At 67.9% G+C, this 16735-nt stretch carries 15 protein-coding genes and 1 pseudogene; 6 read left to right on the top strand and 10 right to left on the bottom strand.

Annotated elements, in window-relative coordinates:
* Positions 1-3 precede the first annotated feature (3 nt).
* A complete protein-coding gene (locus MCHLDSM_RS09185; RefSeq protein WP_048469792.1) occupies positions 4-1491 on the bottom strand; it encodes a biotin carboxylase in 1488 nt (495 codons plus the stop codon).
* A 15-nt stretch (positions 1492-1506) separates the two neighbouring features.
* Here MCHLDSM_RS09185 and MCHLDSM_RS09180 point away from each other — a divergent pair, with 15 nt between their 5' ends.
* Positions 1507-3483, top strand: coding sequence for a primary-amine oxidase (locus MCHLDSM_RS09180; protein WP_268781454.1), 1977 nt, complete (start codon positions 1507-1509; stop codon positions 3481-3483).
* A 36-nt stretch (positions 3484-3519) separates the two neighbouring features.
* On the opposite strand, the gene MCHLDSM_RS09175 is transcribed toward MCHLDSM_RS09180, so the two are convergent.
* Positions 3520-4044 carry a helix-turn-helix domain-containing protein gene (locus tag MCHLDSM_RS09175; RefSeq protein ID WP_048469790.1) on the bottom strand — a complete coding sequence of 175 codons (525 nt, stop codon included), beginning with the start codon at positions 4042-4044 and terminating at the stop codon, positions 3520-3522.
* A 52-nt stretch (positions 4045-4096) separates the two neighbouring features.
* Here MCHLDSM_RS09175 and MCHLDSM_RS09170 point away from each other — a divergent pair, with 52 nt between their 5' ends.
* Positions 4097-4435, top strand: a complete 339-nt coding sequence (locus MCHLDSM_RS09170) for a hypothetical protein (RefSeq protein ID WP_048469789.1) — start codon at positions 4097-4099, stop codon at positions 4433-4435.
* Positions 4436-4445: 10 nt separating this feature from the next.
* Here the strand turns inward: MCHLDSM_RS09170 and MCHLDSM_RS09165 are convergent, their stop codons facing one another.
* On the bottom strand, positions 4446-5342 hold the full coding sequence (locus tag MCHLDSM_RS09165; protein ID WP_048469788.1) for a peptidylprolyl isomerase: 897 nt from the start codon (positions 5340-5342) through the stop codon (positions 4446-4448).
* 118 nt (positions 5343-5460) lie between these two features.
* On the opposite strand from MCHLDSM_RS09165, the gene MCHLDSM_RS09160 reads away from it, so the two are divergent.
* Both MCHLDSM_RS09160 and hisS read left to right on the top strand, forming a co-directional pair.
* Complete coding sequence (locus tag MCHLDSM_RS09160; protein ID WP_048469787.1) at positions 5461-6159, top strand: MBL fold metallo-hydrolase; 699 nt, start codon at positions 5461-5463, stop codon at positions 6157-6159.
* The gene (gene hisS, locus MCHLDSM_RS09155) at positions 6156-7415 is read left to right on the top strand and encodes a histidine--tRNA ligase (RefSeq protein ID WP_048469786.1); all 1260 of its coding nucleotides are present in this window, start codon (positions 6156-6158) and stop codon (positions 7413-7415) included. Before MCHLDSM_RS09160 ends, hisS begins: the two co-directional genes overlap by 4 nt.
* A gap of 11 nt (positions 7416-7426) precedes the next feature.
* On the opposite strand, the gene MCHLDSM_RS38735 is transcribed toward hisS, so the two are convergent.
* The 6 genes from MCHLDSM_RS38735 to urtA are packed head-to-tail and all read right to left on the bottom strand — an operon-like array spanning position 7427 to position 12792.
* On the bottom strand, positions 7427-7975 hold the full coding sequence (locus MCHLDSM_RS38735) for a hypothetical protein (RefSeq protein ID WP_174545656.1): 549 nt from the start codon (positions 7973-7975) through the stop codon (positions 7427-7429).
* Between the two features lie 58 nt (positions 7976-8033).
* Entirely contained in the window at positions 8034-8729 is a 696-nt protein-coding gene (gene urtE / locus MCHLDSM_RS09145; protein WP_048469785.1) for an urea ABC transporter ATP-binding subunit UrtE, read from the bottom strand.
* Positions 8726-9481, bottom strand: a complete 756-nt coding sequence (gene urtD / locus MCHLDSM_RS09140; protein ID WP_407661855.1) for an urea ABC transporter ATP-binding protein UrtD — start codon at positions 9479-9481, stop codon at positions 8726-8728. The genes urtE and urtD overlap by 4 nt, the downstream gene beginning before the upstream one ends.
* 56 nt (positions 9482-9537) lie before the next feature.
* Complete coding sequence (urtC, locus tag MCHLDSM_RS09135; RefSeq protein ID WP_048469783.1) at positions 9538-10638, bottom strand: urea ABC transporter permease subunit UrtC; 1101 nt, start codon at positions 10636-10638, stop codon at positions 9538-9540.
* A complete protein-coding gene (gene urtB / locus MCHLDSM_RS09130; RefSeq protein ID WP_048469782.1) occupies positions 10635-11519 on the bottom strand; it encodes an urea ABC transporter permease subunit UrtB in 885 nt (294 codons plus the stop codon). The genes urtC and urtB overlap by 4 nt, the downstream gene beginning before the upstream one ends.
* Positions 11520-11526: 7 nt before the next feature.
* Positions 11527-12792 (bottom strand): urea ABC transporter substrate-binding protein, encoded by a 1266-nt coding sequence (gene urtA / locus MCHLDSM_RS09125; protein WP_048421313.1) that lies wholly within the window; start codon positions 12790-12792, stop codon positions 11527-11529.
* Positions 12793-13057: 265 nt separating this feature from the next.
* Between urtA and MCHLDSM_RS09120 the strand changes: the two genes are divergently transcribed.
* A complete protein-coding gene (locus MCHLDSM_RS09120; RefSeq protein WP_109788792.1) occupies positions 13058-13477 on the top strand; it encodes an Rv2576c family protein in 420 nt (139 codons plus the stop codon).
* Positions 13478-13481: 4 nt separating this feature from the next.
* On the opposite strand, the gene helR is transcribed toward MCHLDSM_RS09120, so the two are convergent.
* Positions 13482-15665 (bottom strand): RNA polymerase recycling motor ATPase HelR, encoded by a 2184-nt coding sequence (gene helR, locus MCHLDSM_RS09115; RefSeq protein ID WP_048469780.1) that lies wholly within the window; start codon positions 15663-15665, stop codon positions 13482-13484.
* Between the two features lie 54 nt (positions 15666-15719).
* On the opposite strand from helR, the pseudogene MCHLDSM_RS09110 reads away from it, so the two are divergent.
* Positions 15720-16734: pseudogene (locus MCHLDSM_RS09110) on the top strand (Rv2578c family radical SAM protein).
* Position 16735 lies beyond the last annotated feature (1 nt).

Genomic DNA, 16735 nt, shown 5'->3' with positions numbered 1-16735 from the left:
CGGCTACTTGACGTAGCTGATGGGTGTCACACTCGGGGGCTCGGGAAGTGGCTCGCTGACGTACATCGAACGGATCCCGTCGATGTAGCTCCGGCAGCGCTGGGTCAGCCCATCTTCGGTCTGCATCCGGCCCTTGGTGACCAGGATTCCCAGGTCGGCGCCCTTGAACCGGTAGTCCCCGGGTCCGTACACGCGAAGGAAGAAGCACTCGTCCTCGTGGGTGACGTCGTGCCAGTCGTTGGTGACGCCGACGAAGTTCAGGCTGCCGTCCTCCGCCAACCGGTAGCGACCCGTCGCCGGAGCGGCGAGGAGGCGTTCCACGGCGTCGTTCGGCTCCTTCATGATGAGCTGGGCCCAGACGTCGACCGCGGCGAGTTCGCGCCACCGCTCGTTGATCTCCTCGACGTCGACGACGTAGTCGACGTTCATGAACTCCAGCAGGTGGAACAGGAACAGCGGGATGTCGGAATACGCACCGGCGGTCACATTGGTGATCGACGAGGCTCCGGAGATGCGTGGGTTCAGTTCGCCGAGGTACACCTCGTCGGAGTCGAGGTCGACCAGCACATCGACCTCGAAGAAGCCCTTGTAGCCTTCTTTACGCAGCCGGTCACCGAGTCGCTGGACATGCCGGATGGCGATCGCGCGGTGGATCTCCGAAAGCGCTTCGGGGAACAGGTCGTTGCCGCACCAGCCGCCGCGGTAGGGCGTGAGTTCGGGATAGCCCGTGAGATCGGTCATGAACGGGCCGACGACCGTACCGTGCTTGGTGTTGACCGCTTCGACGGCGACGGCGTGGTTGTTGATCCGCTTCATGATCTTCAGGTCCTGGCCGACGATGTGCTCGCAGTCGCGGTCCCACTCCCGCAGGGAGGTGATGAAGAACGTCGTCTTGCCGGAGTCGCCGTACGGAGTCTGCACCACCAGGTCGGAGCCCAGGCCGGCGTTCGTGGCCAACGCGCAGAGTTCCTCGTAGCTGTCCGCGCGACCCAGCACGTTGGGCACCGACGGGGCGCCGGCTTCCTCGCCCAGCTGTGTGGTGACGATCTTGGAGTCGAGATGCCGGCGCAGCGAATCCGGCGGCAGGATCAACGTGTAGTCGAGTTCTCGACAGATGTCCTCGGTCTCCTCGTCGAAGAACACCATGGCGACCATCGGTCGCAGGCCACGCACAACGCACCGTGCCTGCATGAACCTCTGCACCTCGGCGTCACGGAGCAGGTAGTTGTTGATCTCCTCACTGCTCTCGAACTCCACATACGGCTTGCTGGACGGAGTGAACACCCGCGGATGGGCGGAGTCCCACGAGTCGTAATAGACGATGTATTCCACGCCGCGGACCCAGCGGTCGATCCCCAGCAGGTTGAAGGCCGTCGGGCCGATGAAGAAGATCGGCTGTTCGTTGGTTCGGAAGAACGTGCGGATCTCGGAGATCCCCTTCAGTCGGCGGGATCCGAAGACTTTCGATATCAAGCTGGTTCGCTCGTTCATATCGCCTCCTACGAATTGTCGCATGACGAATACAAACCGGCCGGAAAACGAAAGACTGGGACAACAAGCGAGGAGGTAGCAATGGCTCAGCATCCCCTGGAACCATTGACCGCGGAGGAATTCAGGCGGACGGCCGCCCTGCTGCGACGCGCAGGGCACGTCGACGACGGTTTCCGCTTCACCTCGATCGAGTTGAAGGAGCCGCCCAAAGCCGACGTGAAGGCCTGGCGGCCCGGGAATCCGGTCCAGCGGACGTCGTTCGCGGTGGTCTTGGACCGCACCGAGAACGAGACCTACGAGGCAACGGTCGACCTGACCGGCGACACGGTCCTTTCGTTCGAGAACATTCCCGGTGTCACACCGAATTTCACGATGGACGAGTTCCACGACATCGACGGCGCGATGCGCCGGCACCCCGAGGTCATCGCCGCTCTCGCAGAGCGCGGATTCACCGACATGAGCCTGATCCTCATCGACGTGTGGACCTACGGGAAAGCGCTCATGCCCGAGGAACACAGGCATCGTCGCCTCGGCTGGTGCGATCTGTGGGCCCGCGAGACCCCCGAGGGCAACCCCTTCGGTCATCCCGTTTCGGGCCTGAAACTGTTGGTGGACGTCAACACGCTCGAGTTGCTCGAGATCGAGCGGCACCACGACTACGGCCATCCTGAGGTGGACTCCGAGTACATCCCCTCGGTGCGGGGCACCCAGGTGCGCACCGACCTGAAGCCGCTGCACATCACCCAGCCGGAGGGCACGTCCTTCACGGTCGAGGGCACCGAACTCAAGTGGCAGAACTGGACCATGCGGCTGGGCTTCAACTATCGCGAGGGCCCTGTCCTGTACCAGGTGACGTTCGACGACCGGGGCGAGCAACGGGATGTCGCGTATCGAATGTCGTTGGCCGAGATGGTCGTTCCCTACCGTGACCCGACGTTCGACCATTACCGGCGCACCGCCTATGACATCGGTGAGTGGGGCCTGGGCTACATGACCACGTCACTGGAGCTGGGTTGCGACTGTCTGGGCGAGATCGTCTACGTCGACGCGACGTTGTCCGACACCAAGGGGGAGCCCTACACCGTCAAGAACGCCCTCTGCTTGCACGAGGAGGACAACGCGGTGCTCTGGAAGCACGTCGACCCGAAGACCGGCGCCGAGGTGCGCCGGCAGCGCCGCATGGTGATCTCATGCCATGCGACCGTGGCCAATTACGAGTATCTCGTCTACTGGCGCTTCTACCAGGACGGCAACATCGAGTGCGAGATTCGTGCCACCGGCATCATGGTCACCACGCCGTTCCCGGAGGGGGAGGAGCCGCCTCCGTACGGCACCGTCGTCGACAAGAACACCTACGCCCCGTTCCATCAGCACTTCCTGATCGCGCGGCTGGATCTCGACGTCGACGGCGACCAGAACACCGTGATGGAAGTCGACTCGGTGGCGCCACCGGTGTCCGAGCAGAACCCGTACGGGTTGGCGCTGGTGACCCGGTCGACGCCGATCAGGTCGGAGTCGGAGTCCGCGCGTGACTTCGACTGGTCCACGCAGCGGTCGTGGAAGGTGGTCAACCCCAACAAGACCAACAAGCACGGAACCCCGGTGTCCTACAAGCTGGTTCCCGGGGCGTGTTTTCCGGCGATGATGGACCCGTCGACCCCGCAGTATCTGCGCGCCCCCGTCATCGGGCACACCCTGTGGGTCACCAAGAACAGCGCCGAGGAGCGGTGGCCTGCGGGGGATTACCCGACCCAGTCCGATGTCGACGCCGGGATGAGTGAATGGATCAAAGACGATGCGCCGCTGGAGAACACCGACGTAGTGCTCTGGTACGTCTTCGGCATCCATCACATCACCAGGATGGAGGAGTGGCCGATCATGGCCGTCGACACGGTGTCGTTCTGGCTCAAGCCGTCCGGCTTCTTCGATCAGAACCCGTCGATCGACGCGCCGCCGACCCCCAAGGTCGGAGGCGGCACCTGCCACGCGTGACGGGGCACCGAACGGCGCCCCGTGTCGACGGCGTCGTCATCGCGCCGGCATCAGGATCGTGTCGATCAGATACTTCTTGCGGGTTCCCTTGCGGGCGTTGGCTATTCGGGATGCGACCGCGGCCGCGAGCTCGCTGCGCAGGTCGGCGAGTTCGTCGTCGGTGAGCCACAGGGCGGCTTGGGTGAACCCCACGCCGTCATCGACGACGTCGGCCCCGGGCGTGGCGAGGTAGCGGTCGAAGTCGGCCATGAGCATGGTGCAGAACGCCGTGAAGGCGCGGCGGTGGTCGTCCTGGCTGAGTCGGCGGGCATCCTCGGCTGTCACGCCGGCGTTGGGCAGATGCAGGCGGAAGCCCCGTTCCACGGCGCCCCGGACCCGCTTTTCCTGCGCCACCTCGAGCACGCCGGCGTCGGTCAGGGTGGCGATGTGGCGATACAGCGACGCGGACGGTACCTCGGGAAGTTCGTCGCGCAGTTGGCCCGCGGTCATCGTGGCGCCGTCGAGCAGTGCCTGGACGATACGCATGCGCACGGGGTGCAGGAGAACGTCGACGGTCCGCATACCCGCCATTATCAACCCTGATACCATTCTCAATATTGAGAAAGGAGACGAGATGGCTGAACTACGTCGCGATGGCGACCAGCTCGAGGTGCGACTGACGGTGACCGAGAAGATCGCGGGGCTGCGCGGCAACATCAGGGTGCCGGCGTCGGCAGTCGCCGCGGTTGCGGTGTCCGACCAACCGCTTTCCGCCGTGGCCGGGGTGCGCGCTCCGGGACTGCATCTGCCCGGGCGGACGAAGATCGGCACGTGGCGACACGCGGGTCGGAAGACCTTCGCGGTCGCCCGGCGAGGCGTGCCCGCGATCAGGGTCGACCTGGTCGGCCAGCGGTATGACCGCCTCGTCATCAGTCAGCCCGACGCCGCGACTGTCGCCGAGGCGCTGGGCTGAGCCCGGCGCGTCAGTCCAGCTGCAGCGACTTGATGGTGACGTCGAGCTTCGGCGCGCCGTCGTCGCCACCCTCCTTGGTGCCCGCCGCGGCGATCTTGTCCAACGTGGCCAGGCCGGTCTCGTCGATGGTGCCGAACACCGTGTAGTTCGGCGGCAGCTGCGAATCCTTGTAGACGAGGAAGAACTGGCTGCCGTTGGTGCCGGGGCCGGCATTGGCCATGGCCAGGGTGCCGCGCGGGTAGATGACCGGCTGCTGCAGCTTGGGGTCGTCGGGCTGGTACTGGTCGGTCGGGTATTCGTTGGCGAACTGATAGCCCGGCCCGCCGGTGCCCTGCCCGGTGGGGTCACCGCACTGCAGGACGGCCAGCCCCTCGCTGGTGGTCAGCCGGTGGCAGGGGGTGTTGTTGAAGAAGCCCTTGTTGGCCAGGCTGGCGAAGCTGTTCACCGTGCACGGCGACTTGGCGTTGTCGAGCTCCAGACCCAGGTTGCCCTGGTTGGTCTCCATGCTCGCGCTGACCTTGGCCGGTTCCGTCGGCACCTTGCCCGCCCGGGGCGGCTCGACGGGCTTGCTGGCCGCCTCGGTCGACTTCGGGTACTCGCAGTTGCTGCCCAGACCCTCGGGCGCGGCGAACGCCGGCAGGGCGGGCGGCTTCCCGGGTTCGGGGGCGTCGAGCGGCGAGTTCGCCGCCGAGGTGGGGGTGGCTGTCGACGACGACGCGCTCGGCGTGCTGGAGCCGCGGTTGGTGAGGACGACGGTCGCCACCACCGCGGCGATCACGACGACCGCCGCAGCCACCGATCCGATGATCGTGTACAGGCGGCGCTTGCGGTCCTTCTCGGCACGTCGCTCGAGCTGCCGTTCGAGCTTGCGCTTGGCGGTGGCTCGCCGTTGTTCGTTCGTCGGCACGGGCCGGGTCCTCCTCGCAGTCGATCAGGTCGGCACCGAGTGTGCCAGCACGGGCTGAGAAAAGCGGCTGCGACCCTCCTGAACAGCGTGCAGCCCTGCGCGTGGGAAGCTTGACGGCGTGTTGATCACCGGATTTCCGGCCGGCGTGCTGGCGTGCAACTGCTACGTGCTCGCGCACCGGCAGGGCGCCGACGCCATCGTCGTCGACCCCGGCCAACGCGCGATGGGTCCGTTGCGCCGGATCCTCGACGAGAACCGGCTCACCCCGGCCGCGGTCCTGCTCACCCACGGCCACATCGACCACATGTGGTCCGCGCAGAAGGTCGCCGACACCTACGGCTGCCCCACCTACATCCACCCCGCCGACCGCCACATGCTCAGCGATCCGATCAAGGGTTTCGGTCCCCGCGTCGCGCAGAAGGCGTTCGGGGCGCTGTTCCGCGAACCCAGGCAGGTCGTCGAACTCGACCGCGACGGCGACAAGCTCGACCTGGGCGGCATCACCGTGGCCGTGGACCACACGCCCGGGCACACGCAGGGCTCGGTCGTCTTCCGTGTCGCGGGAGGGCCCGCCGATGAGCGCTTGCGCGAAGAGCAGACCTACGAAGAGGTGGCCTTCACCGGCGACACCCTGTTCCGTCAGTCGGTGGGCCGCACCGACCTGCCCGGGGGCAGTGGACGGGACCTGCTGACCTCCATCCTGACAAAACTGTTGGTGCTCGACGACGACACCCTGGTATTACCGGGACACGGCGAGCGATCCACCATCGGCCTCGAACGCCGCACCAACCCGTTCCTCGAAGGTTTGACCCTGTGACCGAATTCAAGGCGCCCAAGGGCGTCCCCGATTACCTGCCGCCCGACTCCGCCGAGTTCGTCGCTGTGCGCGCCGGCCTGCTCGGCGCCGCGCGCCGCGCCGGATACGGCGACATCGAGCTGCCGATCTTCGAGGACACCGCGCTGTTCGCGCGCGGGGTGGGGGAGTCCACCGACGTCGTCTCCAAGGAGATGTACACGTTCGCCGACCGCGGCGACCGGTCGGTGACGTTGCGCCCCGAGGGCACTGCCGGCGTCATGCGTGCGGTCATCGAGCACGGCCTCGACCGCGGGCAGCTGCCGGTCAAGCTGTGCTACTCGGGACCGTTTTTCCGGTACGAGCGGCCGCAGGCGGGCCGCTACCGGCAGCTGCAGCAGGTCGGGGTCGAGGCGATCGGTGTCGACGACCCGGCGCTCGACGCCGAGGTGATCGCGGTGGCCGACGCCGGCTTCCGTGCGCTCGGCCTCGACGGCTTCCGGCTGGAGATCACCTCGCTGGGCGACGACACCTGCCGACCTCAGTACCGGGAGCTGTTGCAGGAGTTCCTGTTTCGTCTCGATCTCGACGAAGAAACGCGGCGGCGGGCCGAGTTGAACCCGCTGCGGGTGCTCGATGACAAGCGCCCGCACATCAAGGAGATGACGGCCGAGGCGCCGTTGATGCTCGACCATCTATCCGACGTCGCCAAGGAACACTTCGAGACGGTGCTCGCGCACCTCGATGCCCTGGCGGTGCCGTACGTGATCAATCCGCGGATGGTGCGCGGGCTGGACTACTACACGAAGACGACGTTCGAGTTCGTGCACGACGGGCTCGGCGCGCAGTCCGGCATCGGTGGCGGTGGCCGCTACGACGGGCTGATGAGTCAGCTCGGCGGGCGCGACCTGTCGGGCATCGGGTTCGGGCTCGGTGTCGACCGCACGCTGCTGGCGTTGCGGGCCGAGGGCAAGACCGCGGGTGAGACGGCCCGCGTCGACGTGTACGCGGTGCCGCTGGGCGCGGACGCCAAGATCCGGCTGGCGGTGCTGGCCGCGCAACTGCGCGCGGCGGGCGTGCGGGTGGACATGGCTTACGGCGACCGCAGCCTCAAGGGCGCGATGAAGGGCGCCGACCGCTCGGGTGCCGCGATCGCGCTGGTAGCGGGGGACCGCGACCTGGAGGCCGGCACCGTCGGGGTGAAGTCGTTGGGCAGCGGGGAGCAGGTCGACGTCGCGGTCGACGATGTGGTCGCCCACGTCCTCGCCCGGCTCGCCTGAGCGAGCGTCGCCTAGCGACCGAACACCGCGTCGGTCAGCGCCGCGTCGAGCGTGCCGACGCCACCGCCGAACGGGTTGCCCCGCTTCAACACCTGGACGCCGTGGGGTGTCACCGCCACCAGCTTCGGCGAACTGGACGCCACCTGCATCCGCCGCTCGAACCGCACCTGGTGCAGCGGGGCGACGACCGAGCCGGTCGCATCCCGGTAGACGCCGTGGGCGCGATCGAACACCGCGACCGGCGGGAACGTCTGCAACGGACGCCGGCGCCTGCGGCGTATCGCTGCGACAGTGAACAGCATCGCGGTCGCGAATCCGACGCCGGCGACCAGAACGGCCCCGCCGATGATTCCCACGGGCGGCGTGTCCGCGCCCAGCAACGCGGACGCCACGGCCACGACGCCGAAGCCGACGAAGACCAGCGTGAGGACGCCCAGCACGAACGCCGTGATCTCGGCCGGGCCGTTGCCGCGGTCGATCACGAGGATCTCGGACCCCCGCTCGGCGACCACCAGGCCGCCGTGTTCGGCGATGACGACGGGTTCGACGGGTGCGGCCATGGTCTCAGGGTGCCGATGTGTCGCCGCGAGTGTGCGTGTTGTCGCCCAAAAAGCCGGATCAGATGGCCATCGCGGCGCGGACGTCGGCTTCCGACGCCGAACCGCCGGTGCCGCTGGAGGTGACCCGGCCGGCCTCGAGGATGTAGTAGCGCTGCGAGGACTCCAGCGCGAAACCGATGTGCTGCTCGACGAGCAGCACGCCGAGGTCACCGCGATCGGTCAGCGCGGTGATGGCCGCCTCGATCTCGGCGACCACCGATGGCTGGATGCCCTCGGTCGGCTCGTCCAGGATCAGACATGTCGGCGAGGTGATCAGCGCGCGGGCGATCGCCAGCTGCTGGCGCTGGCCGCCGGAGAGCAGACCAGCGCGGCGGGTGAGCAGTTCCTTGAGCGCGGGGAACAGGTCGAGCTGTTCGTCGATCAGTGCCTTGCCGTTCTTGCGACCGTCGGCGACCACCTGAAGATTCTCCGCGGTGGTCAACTGGCCGAACGACTGCTGGCCTTGCGGTACGTAGGCCAGGCCGCGGGCCACCCGGGCGCTGGGTCGCAGCTTGGTGATGTCCTCACCGTCGAAAAGCACTCGACCACTGGCGCATTTGAGCAGCCCGACCGCGGCGCGCAGCAGCGTGGTCTTGCCGGCCCCGTTGTGGCCCATCACCGCGGCGACGCCGTCGGCCGGGACCTCGAGGCTGACGCCGTGGATGACCTCGCTGCGGCCGTAGCCGGTATGGACGTCGACGAGTTGCAGTGTCATGCGATCCCTTCCGCGCCTGCGGCCGCGGTCCCGAGGTAGACCTCCTGCACCTTGGGGTTGGCCTGCACCTCGGCCACCGACCCCTCGGCGATCACCTGGCCGCGCGCGAGCACCGTCACCGACGTCGCGAACGCCCGCATGAAGTCCATGTCATGTTCGACGACCACCACGGTGCGCTCAGCTCCGATGCGCCGCAACAGATTACCGGTCTCCTCGCGCTCCTCGGTGCTCATCCCTGCGACCGGTTCGTCGAGCAGCAGCACGTCGGCGTTCTGCACCAGCAGCATGCCGATCTCCAACCACTGCTTCTGTCCGTGTGCCAGCACGCCCGCGGGGCGGTCGGCGAGGTGGGTCAGACCGATCGTGTGCAGTGCCTGCTCGATGGCCGGCAGCATGCCGCGGCGCCGGCGCAGCAGCGTCCACACCGATCGTCCGGCACCGGCGGCGATGTCGAGGTTCTGCAGCACCGTCAGCTGCTCGAACACACTCGCGGTCTGGAACGTGCGTCCCACTCCGCGGCGGGCGATCTGGTGCACCTTTCTGCCGAGCAATTCCACGCCGGATTTGTTGACCGACCCGGTGGCGGGCACCAGGCCGGTGATCGCGTCGATCACCGTGGTCTTGCCGGCGCCGTTGGGCCCGATCAGGAACCGCAGGTCGCCCTGGAACAAGGTCAGGTCGACATCGCTGACCGCCTTGAAACCGTCGAAATCGACGGTCAGGCCGCGTACTTCGAGGTACTGCGTACCCATTCCGGCGTTGCCGCCCTCGACGGGTTCCTTGCCTGCCGTGCCGGCGTCGACCTCGGTCACGAGTTCACCCCTACCGTCTCCGCGTCCGGCGCCTCCTGCTCGGCCGGCGGCGGGGGCTTTCTGCGTCGGCGCCGCAGCACCGCGCCCAGCCCCGCGAGCCCGGCGGGGAAGAAGCCGACGACGACGATGAACAGCAGGCCCTGGGCGTACGTCCACTCAGACGGGAAGCGTTCGGAGAACAGGGTTTGCGCCCAGGCCACCCCGATGGCGCCCAGGACCGGGCCCAGGAGAGTGGTGCGCCCGCCGATCGCGACGCCGATGAGGAACGCGATCGACGGCAGGATGCCGACCTGCGACGGCGCGATGAACCCCACGATGGGCGCGAACAACGCCCCGGCGATGCTGGCGAACAGGGCCGCGACGGTGTAGGCCACCACCTTGATGTTGGCCGGGTCGTACCCCAGGAAGCGCACCCGCTCCTCGCCGTCGCGGACCGCGACCAGCAGTTCGCCGTAGCGGCTCTGCATCAGTTGGCGCACCACGGCGACGACGATCAGCAGCACCGCCGCGGCGATGAAGTACAGCATCCGGCGGTTCACCGGATCGTTGAGGGTGAACCCGAAGAACGTGCGGAACCTGTTGAGCCCGTTGGACCCTCCGAGTCCGGTCTGCCCGACCAGCAGGATCGCCAGCGCGGCGGCCAGCGCCTGCGACAGGATCGCGAAGTAGGCGCCCTTGACCCTGCGTTTGAACACGCCGAAGCCGAGCGCCGCGGCGATGCCGGTCGGGATCACCACGATGGCCGCGAGGGTCACCGCGGGGGACGCGAACGGTTGCCAGTACGAGGGCAATTCGCGGATGCCCTGGATCTGCATGAAATCGGGTACCTCGTCGCCGCGCAGCTGCGCGTCGGCGATCTTGAGGTGCATCGCCATCATGTAGCCACCCAGGCCGAAGAACACGCCCTGGCCGAGCACCAGCATGCCGCCGCGGCCCCACGCCAGGCCGATGCCGACCGCGACGATGGCGAAACACAGGAACTTGCCCAGCAGGCTGAGCCGGAAGTCCGACAGCACCGCGGGGGCGACCACGAACAGCACCACTGCCGCGACGCCGAACCCGGCCCAGGTCTGCCAGCGGCCGAGAAGCGATCTCACACGAGACTCCTTGTCCGCACGGTGAACAGACCCTGCGGGCGTACCTGCAGGAAGATCACGATGATCACGAAGACGATCACCTTGGCCAGGGACGCCGTGGTGTTGTACTCGATGAACGAGTTGAGGAACCCGAGCGCGAACGCCGCGATCACAGTCCCCTTGATCTGGCCCAGGCCGCCGACCACGACCACCAGGAACGCATCGATCAGATAGCTCTGGCCGATGGTCGGGCTGGTGGAGCCGATCAGCGTCAGCGCCACGCCGGCCACCGCCGCGAGCCCGGACCCGATGAAGAACGTGGTGATGTCGGTCCTGCGCGACGAGATGCCGCTGGTCTCGGCCAGGTCGCGGTTCTGCACGACCGCGCGGATGCGACGGCCCATCGGGCTGACCTTCAACACGGTGGCCAGCACCGCGACGCAGACCACGGCCAGCACCAGGATGAAGATGCGGGTCTTGGGCACCACGGCGCCGAAGATCTCCATGCCGCCGGACAACCACGCCGGCGCCACCACGTTGACCGCCGGGGCGCCGAAGACGTCGCGCGCCACCTGCTGCAGGATCAGGCCGACGCCGAAGGTCACCAGCAGCGTGTCCAGCGGCCGGTCGTACATCCGCTGGATCAAGCCGACCTCGAGCAGGGCGCCCATCGCCCCGCCGATGAGGAATCCGACGGCCAGCGAGATGATGAGCGAGACACCGGCACTGGAGACGACCTGCTGCACCACATAGGCGGTGTAGCACCCGGCCATGATGAACTCGCCGTGCGCCATGTTGATGACGCCCATCTGGCCGAATGTCAGCGACAGGCCCAGCGCGGCGAGCAACAGGATCGAGCCGAGGCTCAATCCTGTTGCCAGCTGCCCGATCAGGACATCCATGCGCGACTCAGCCGGACAGTCCGGCGGCCCACGGGTAGGACTTCAGGAACGGATCCGGCTCGATGGGGCCGGGGGACTCCCAGATCGTGTAGATCAGGCCGTCGGGCCGGATCTCGCCGATGCGGGCGGTCTTGGTGATGTGATGGTTCTCGCCGTCGATGGTCACCAACCCTTCGGGGGCGTCGAACGTGACACCGCCGGCGTTGTCCTGAATGGCCTTGACGTCGAACGACTTCGCCTTCTCGACGGTGTTCTTCCACAGGTACACCGACACGTAGGCGGCCTCCATCGGGTCCGAGGTCGGCTTGTTGGCGCCGTAGGCCTTCTTGTAGGCGGCGACGAACTTCTGGTTCACCGGGGTGTCGATGGTCTGGTAGTAGTTCCACGCGGTCAACTGCCCGGTGATGTTCTGCACGCCGATGCCGCCGACCTCCTCCTCGGCGATCGACACCGACACCACGGGCATGTCCTGCGGCGTCAGGCCCACGTTCTTGTACTCGCGGAAGAACGCGACGTTCGAGTCGCCGTTGAGGGTGTTGAACACGGCGTCGGCGTTGGCGGTTCGCACCTTGTTGACGATCGTGGAGAAGTCGGTGGAACCGAGCGGCGTGTAGTCCTCGCCCTTGATCTCGATGCCGTTGGCGCCGGCGTAGGCCTTGATGATGCGGTTGGCCGTCTGCGGGAACACGTAGTCGCTGCCCACCAGGTACAGCGACTTGACGCCCTTCTCCTTCAGATAGTCCAGCGCGGGCACGATCTGCTGGTTGGTGGTCGCGCCGGTGTAGAAGATGTTGGGCGAGGACTCCAGACCCTCGTACTGCACCGGGTAGTACAGCAGCGAGTTGTTGCTCTCGAACACCGGCAGCATGGCCTTGCGGCTCGACGAGGTCCAGCCGCCGAACACGGCGGCGACGCAGTCGCTGCTGATCAGCTTCTCGGCCTTCTCGGCGAACACGGTGGGCTCGGAGGCGCCGTCTTCACCGATCAGCTGCAGCTGCTTGCCCATCACCCCGCCGGCGGCGTTGATCTCGTCGACCGCGAGCTTGATCGAGTCGCGGACGGTGACCTCGGAGATCGCCATGGTGCCCGACAGGGAGTTCAGCGATCCGACCTTGATGGTCGACCCCGAGGTGTCCACGCACGACTCGGCGTTTGCTGAATCTGTCTCGGTTGCCTTGCTCCCACAGCCTGCCAACAGCAGGCTGACCGCCGCGACGATGCTTCCCGCGGCGAGGGCGGTGCGTCGGGACGGGTGACGCCGAGGGTGCTCCATGTACGGCCTTTCTGCGTGTCGACAGCGTTCACCTGCGGCGAACGTCGTGTCGAAGTGCGAAACGAAAGTGGGAAGGGCGAGATTGTCGACACTCACCGGTGTCGCATCGGGACGTTAGAGCGCCTGTGTTTCTGTCAAATGTCTGTGTGTGACAACGTGGTTAACCTGTTGCCGCGCGCGGGCGTGGGTTTGCCGTTAACCTCTTCGGTCCGCGAGCCCTGCGCGCGTGCGTAACGGTTGGGTACCGTCGGACGATGTGACCGACATGCGAAAAGCTACAGCCAAGGTAGGGGCGTCTCTGATGGTCGCGGCCGCAGCGTTTGCGCTCAGCCCGGGCGCGGCGAGCGCCCAGCCGGCCGGCCATCAGGTCCGCTATACGGTGAGCACCGCAGGGCCGTATCAGTTCGACGTGACGTATCTGGTCAACCAGCCGGCGGACAAGGCGGCCTACAACGCCGACGCCTACGCGTACCTCAAGCGCGAGACCGTCACCATCGCTCCCGGCCAGCCCTGGACCTTCGAGACCACGCTGACCGACCCCCAGTGGGCCTACGTGTGGGCGAGCAGCACCACCAAGGGCGGTCAGGCGGCACCGAACGGGCACTGCGAGGTCGCGGTCGACGGGCAGATCGTCATCCAGGGCGATCATCCCTACAGCCCGCTGTGCCAGGGCACCCAGTGGTGATCGGCTAGCCCGACCGCTGCACGGTCAGTCCCTGCAGTGCCGCCGGCAGCGGCCCGGTGTGCAGCACACCCAGCCGCTGGGTGGCGCGGGTGAGCGCCACGTAGAGGTCGGCCGCCCCGCGCGGGTCGTCGGCGAGAATCCGCTCGGGAGAGACCACGAGCACCGCGTCGTACTCCAGCCCCTTGGTGTCCGACGGGGCGACGGCGCCGGGTGTGCCCGGCGGTCCGATCACCACGCTGGTACCCTCGGACGCGGCCTCGGCGCGCACGAAATCCTCGATCGCCGAAGCCATGTCGTCCTCGTCCACCCTGCGTGACCACGGTGGCACCCCGCAGGACCGCACCGACTCCGGTGGAGCGACGTCCGGCGCGAACTCGGCGAGTACCGCGGCGGCGACGGCCATGATCTCGCTGGGGGTGCGGTAGTTCGTCGCGAGCGGACGGTAGAGCCACCGGCCGGGCACATAGGTGTCGAGCATCGCCCCCCACGACGTCGCACCTGCGGCCGACCGGCGCTGCGCGAGATCCCCGACGACGGTGAACGAGCGCCGCGGACACCTCCGCATCAGCACCCGCCATTCCATCGCCGACAGTTCCTGGGCCTCGTCGACCACGACGTGCCCGTATGTCCAATCCCGGTCCGTCGCAGCACGTTCGGCGAGCTCGCGGGTGTCGCGCTCCTCGAAGCGCTCGGCCAGGTCCTCGGCGGCGATCACGTCCGAGGCCAGCAGCTGGTCCTCGTCGTCCATCAGGTCTTCGCGCCCGATCATCAGGTCCAGCACGCCGGCGGCGTAGGCGGCTTCCTCGCGCCGTTCCTGTTCGGCGGCCGCCTCGGCCGCCCTGTCGCGGCCCAGCAGGTCGACGAGCTCGTCGAGCAGCGGTACGTCGGCGACCGTCCAGGCGTCGCCCTCGGTGCGCAGCAGCGCCGCGTCGGCCCCGGCGGCACGCAACCGTTCCGGTGACGAATACAGCTCGGCCAGAAGCGTTTCCGGTGTCAGCGTCGGCCACAACCGGTCCAGCGCTGCCGCGAATCCCCGGTGGTCGTCGAGTTCGTCGACCAGTTCGGAACGCAGATGCTCCCACGCGGCGCGGTCCTCCCGGCTCAGCCAGCCGCGGCCGATCTTGGCGATCGCCCGCTCGGTCAGCACCCAGGTCACCACGTCGACGAACACCGCGCGGGCGTCGTTGTGCGGCTTGCCGGTGGCCCGCGCCTCCTCGATGGCCCACTGCGCGGTCTCGGCGTCGATGCGCACCGACACGTCGGCCAGGTCGATCGGCACCGGTTCGTCCGGGACGCGCTGCCGGTCGGCGACGGCGGCGGCGAGCACGTCCAGCATCGCGAGTGACCCCTTGAGCCGCGTCACCTCCGGGGTGTCCCGGGTCGCGACCCGCAGTCCCGGCACCAGGTCGCCGGGGGTGAGGAACACCACGTTGGTCTCCCCGAGCGACGGCAGCACTCGCCCCACGTGGTCGAGGAAGGCCGCGTTCGGGCCGACCACCAGCACGCCGTGACTCTCCATCCGCTTGCGCTGGGTGTAGAGCAGATAGGCCACGCGGTGCAGGGCCACCACGGTCTTGCCGGTGCCGGGTCCGCCCTCGATCACCAGCACGCCGGGGTGGTCGGAGCGGATGATCTCGTCCTGCTCGGCCTGGATGGTGGCGACGATGTCGCGCATCCCGTCGCCGCGGGGTGCGTTGACCGCCGCGAGCAGCGCCGCATCGCCGCGGCCGCCGCGCTCGGCGTCGCCGGGCCGGCCGAGGATCTCGTCGGTGAAGTCGAGGACACGCCGGCCCAGCGTGTGGAACTGCCGCCGCCTGCGCATGTTCTCCGGCGTCGCGCCGGTCGCGACGTAGAACGCCCGGGCCGCGGGTGCGCGCCAGTCCACTAGCAGCGACGCGAATTCGTCGGTCTCGTCGAGGATGCCGATGCGGCCGACGTAGATCGTCTCCCCGTCGACGCTGTCGAGCCGGCCGAAGCACAGGCCGCTGTCGGCCACGTTCAGCCGTGCCATCTGGCGGGCCAGCGCCCGCACCTCGGCGTCGCGTTCCACGAGCGTGCCGCCCGTGCCGCGCAGCGCCCCGGCGTACCGGTCCTTGACCCGCATGCGTTCCGCGTCGAGCCACTCGTACAGCCGGCCGACGTACCGCCGCTCCGACTGCAGTTCCTCTTCGTATCCATGAGTTGACATGCCAGAACCCACGGTAGTGCTTGACAGTCGATCGAACACATGTTCGCATGGAGTATGCGGTGGTCGAATCAAGGGGTGGACGTCGAGGACGGGGCGCTGCCGGGTCTGCAACGCATCGGTCTGGTCCGCAGCGCGCACACCGGAGTTCCAGGGCATGACGTTCCACGAGGTGTTGTGCAAGTCGGCCCTGAACAAGATCCCGGCCGCATCGATGCTGCCGTTCCAGTACACGGTCAACGGCTACCGCGGCTGTTCGCATGCCTGCCGCTACTGCTTCGCCCGGCCCACGCACGAGTACCTGGACTTCGACGTCGGGCACGATTTCGACACCCAGGTCGTGGTGAAGACCAATGTGGCCGAGGTGCTGAGGCGCGAGTTGCGCCGCCGGTCGTGGACGCGCGAAACCGTTGCGCTGGGCACGAACACGGATCCCTACCAGCGGGCCGAAGGCCGCTACGCCCTGATGCCGGGGATCATCGGTGCGCTCACCGAGTCGGGCACGCCGTTCTCGATCCTGACCAAGGGCACGCTGCTGCGGCGCGATCTGCCGCTGCTGACCGATGCGGCGCGCAGCGTCGAGGTGAGCGTCGCGGTGTCGCTGGCTGTGGGGGATCCGTTGCTGCACAACAGCATCGAACCCGGGACGCCGACACCGCAGGCGCGGCTCGGTCTGATCGCCGCCATCCGCGAGGCGGGCCTGAGCTGCCATGTGATGGTGGCGCCCGTGCTGCCCCGGCTGACCGACTCCGAGGCCCACCTCGACGACCTGTTGGGCCGCATCGCCGCCGCCGGAGCGACGAGCGTGACCGTGTTCGGTCTGCACCTGCGCGGCTCCACCCGCGGCTGGTTCATGGACTGGCTGGCCCGGGCGCATCCGGAACTGGTCGCCGAGTACCGGCATCTGTACCGGCGCGGCGCGTACCTGCCCGCCGACTACCGGGCGATGCTGGCGCGACGGGCGGCGCCGCTGGTGGCCAGGCACGGTCTGACGCCGGGCCGGTCCTTCCGGGAGAGCTCCACCCCGCGGCCGCTTCCGGCTCCCGCGCCGGTGCAGGCCGCCCTCTTCTGAT

Source organism: Mycolicibacterium chlorophenolicum, assembly GCF_001044235.1.
Lineage (GTDB): Bacteria > Actinomycetota > Actinomycetes > Mycobacteriales > Mycobacteriaceae > Mycobacterium > Mycobacterium chlorophenolicum.
The sequence above is the reverse complement of the archived record's forward strand: the minus strand, read 5'-3'. Positions and strand labels throughout refer to the sequence as shown.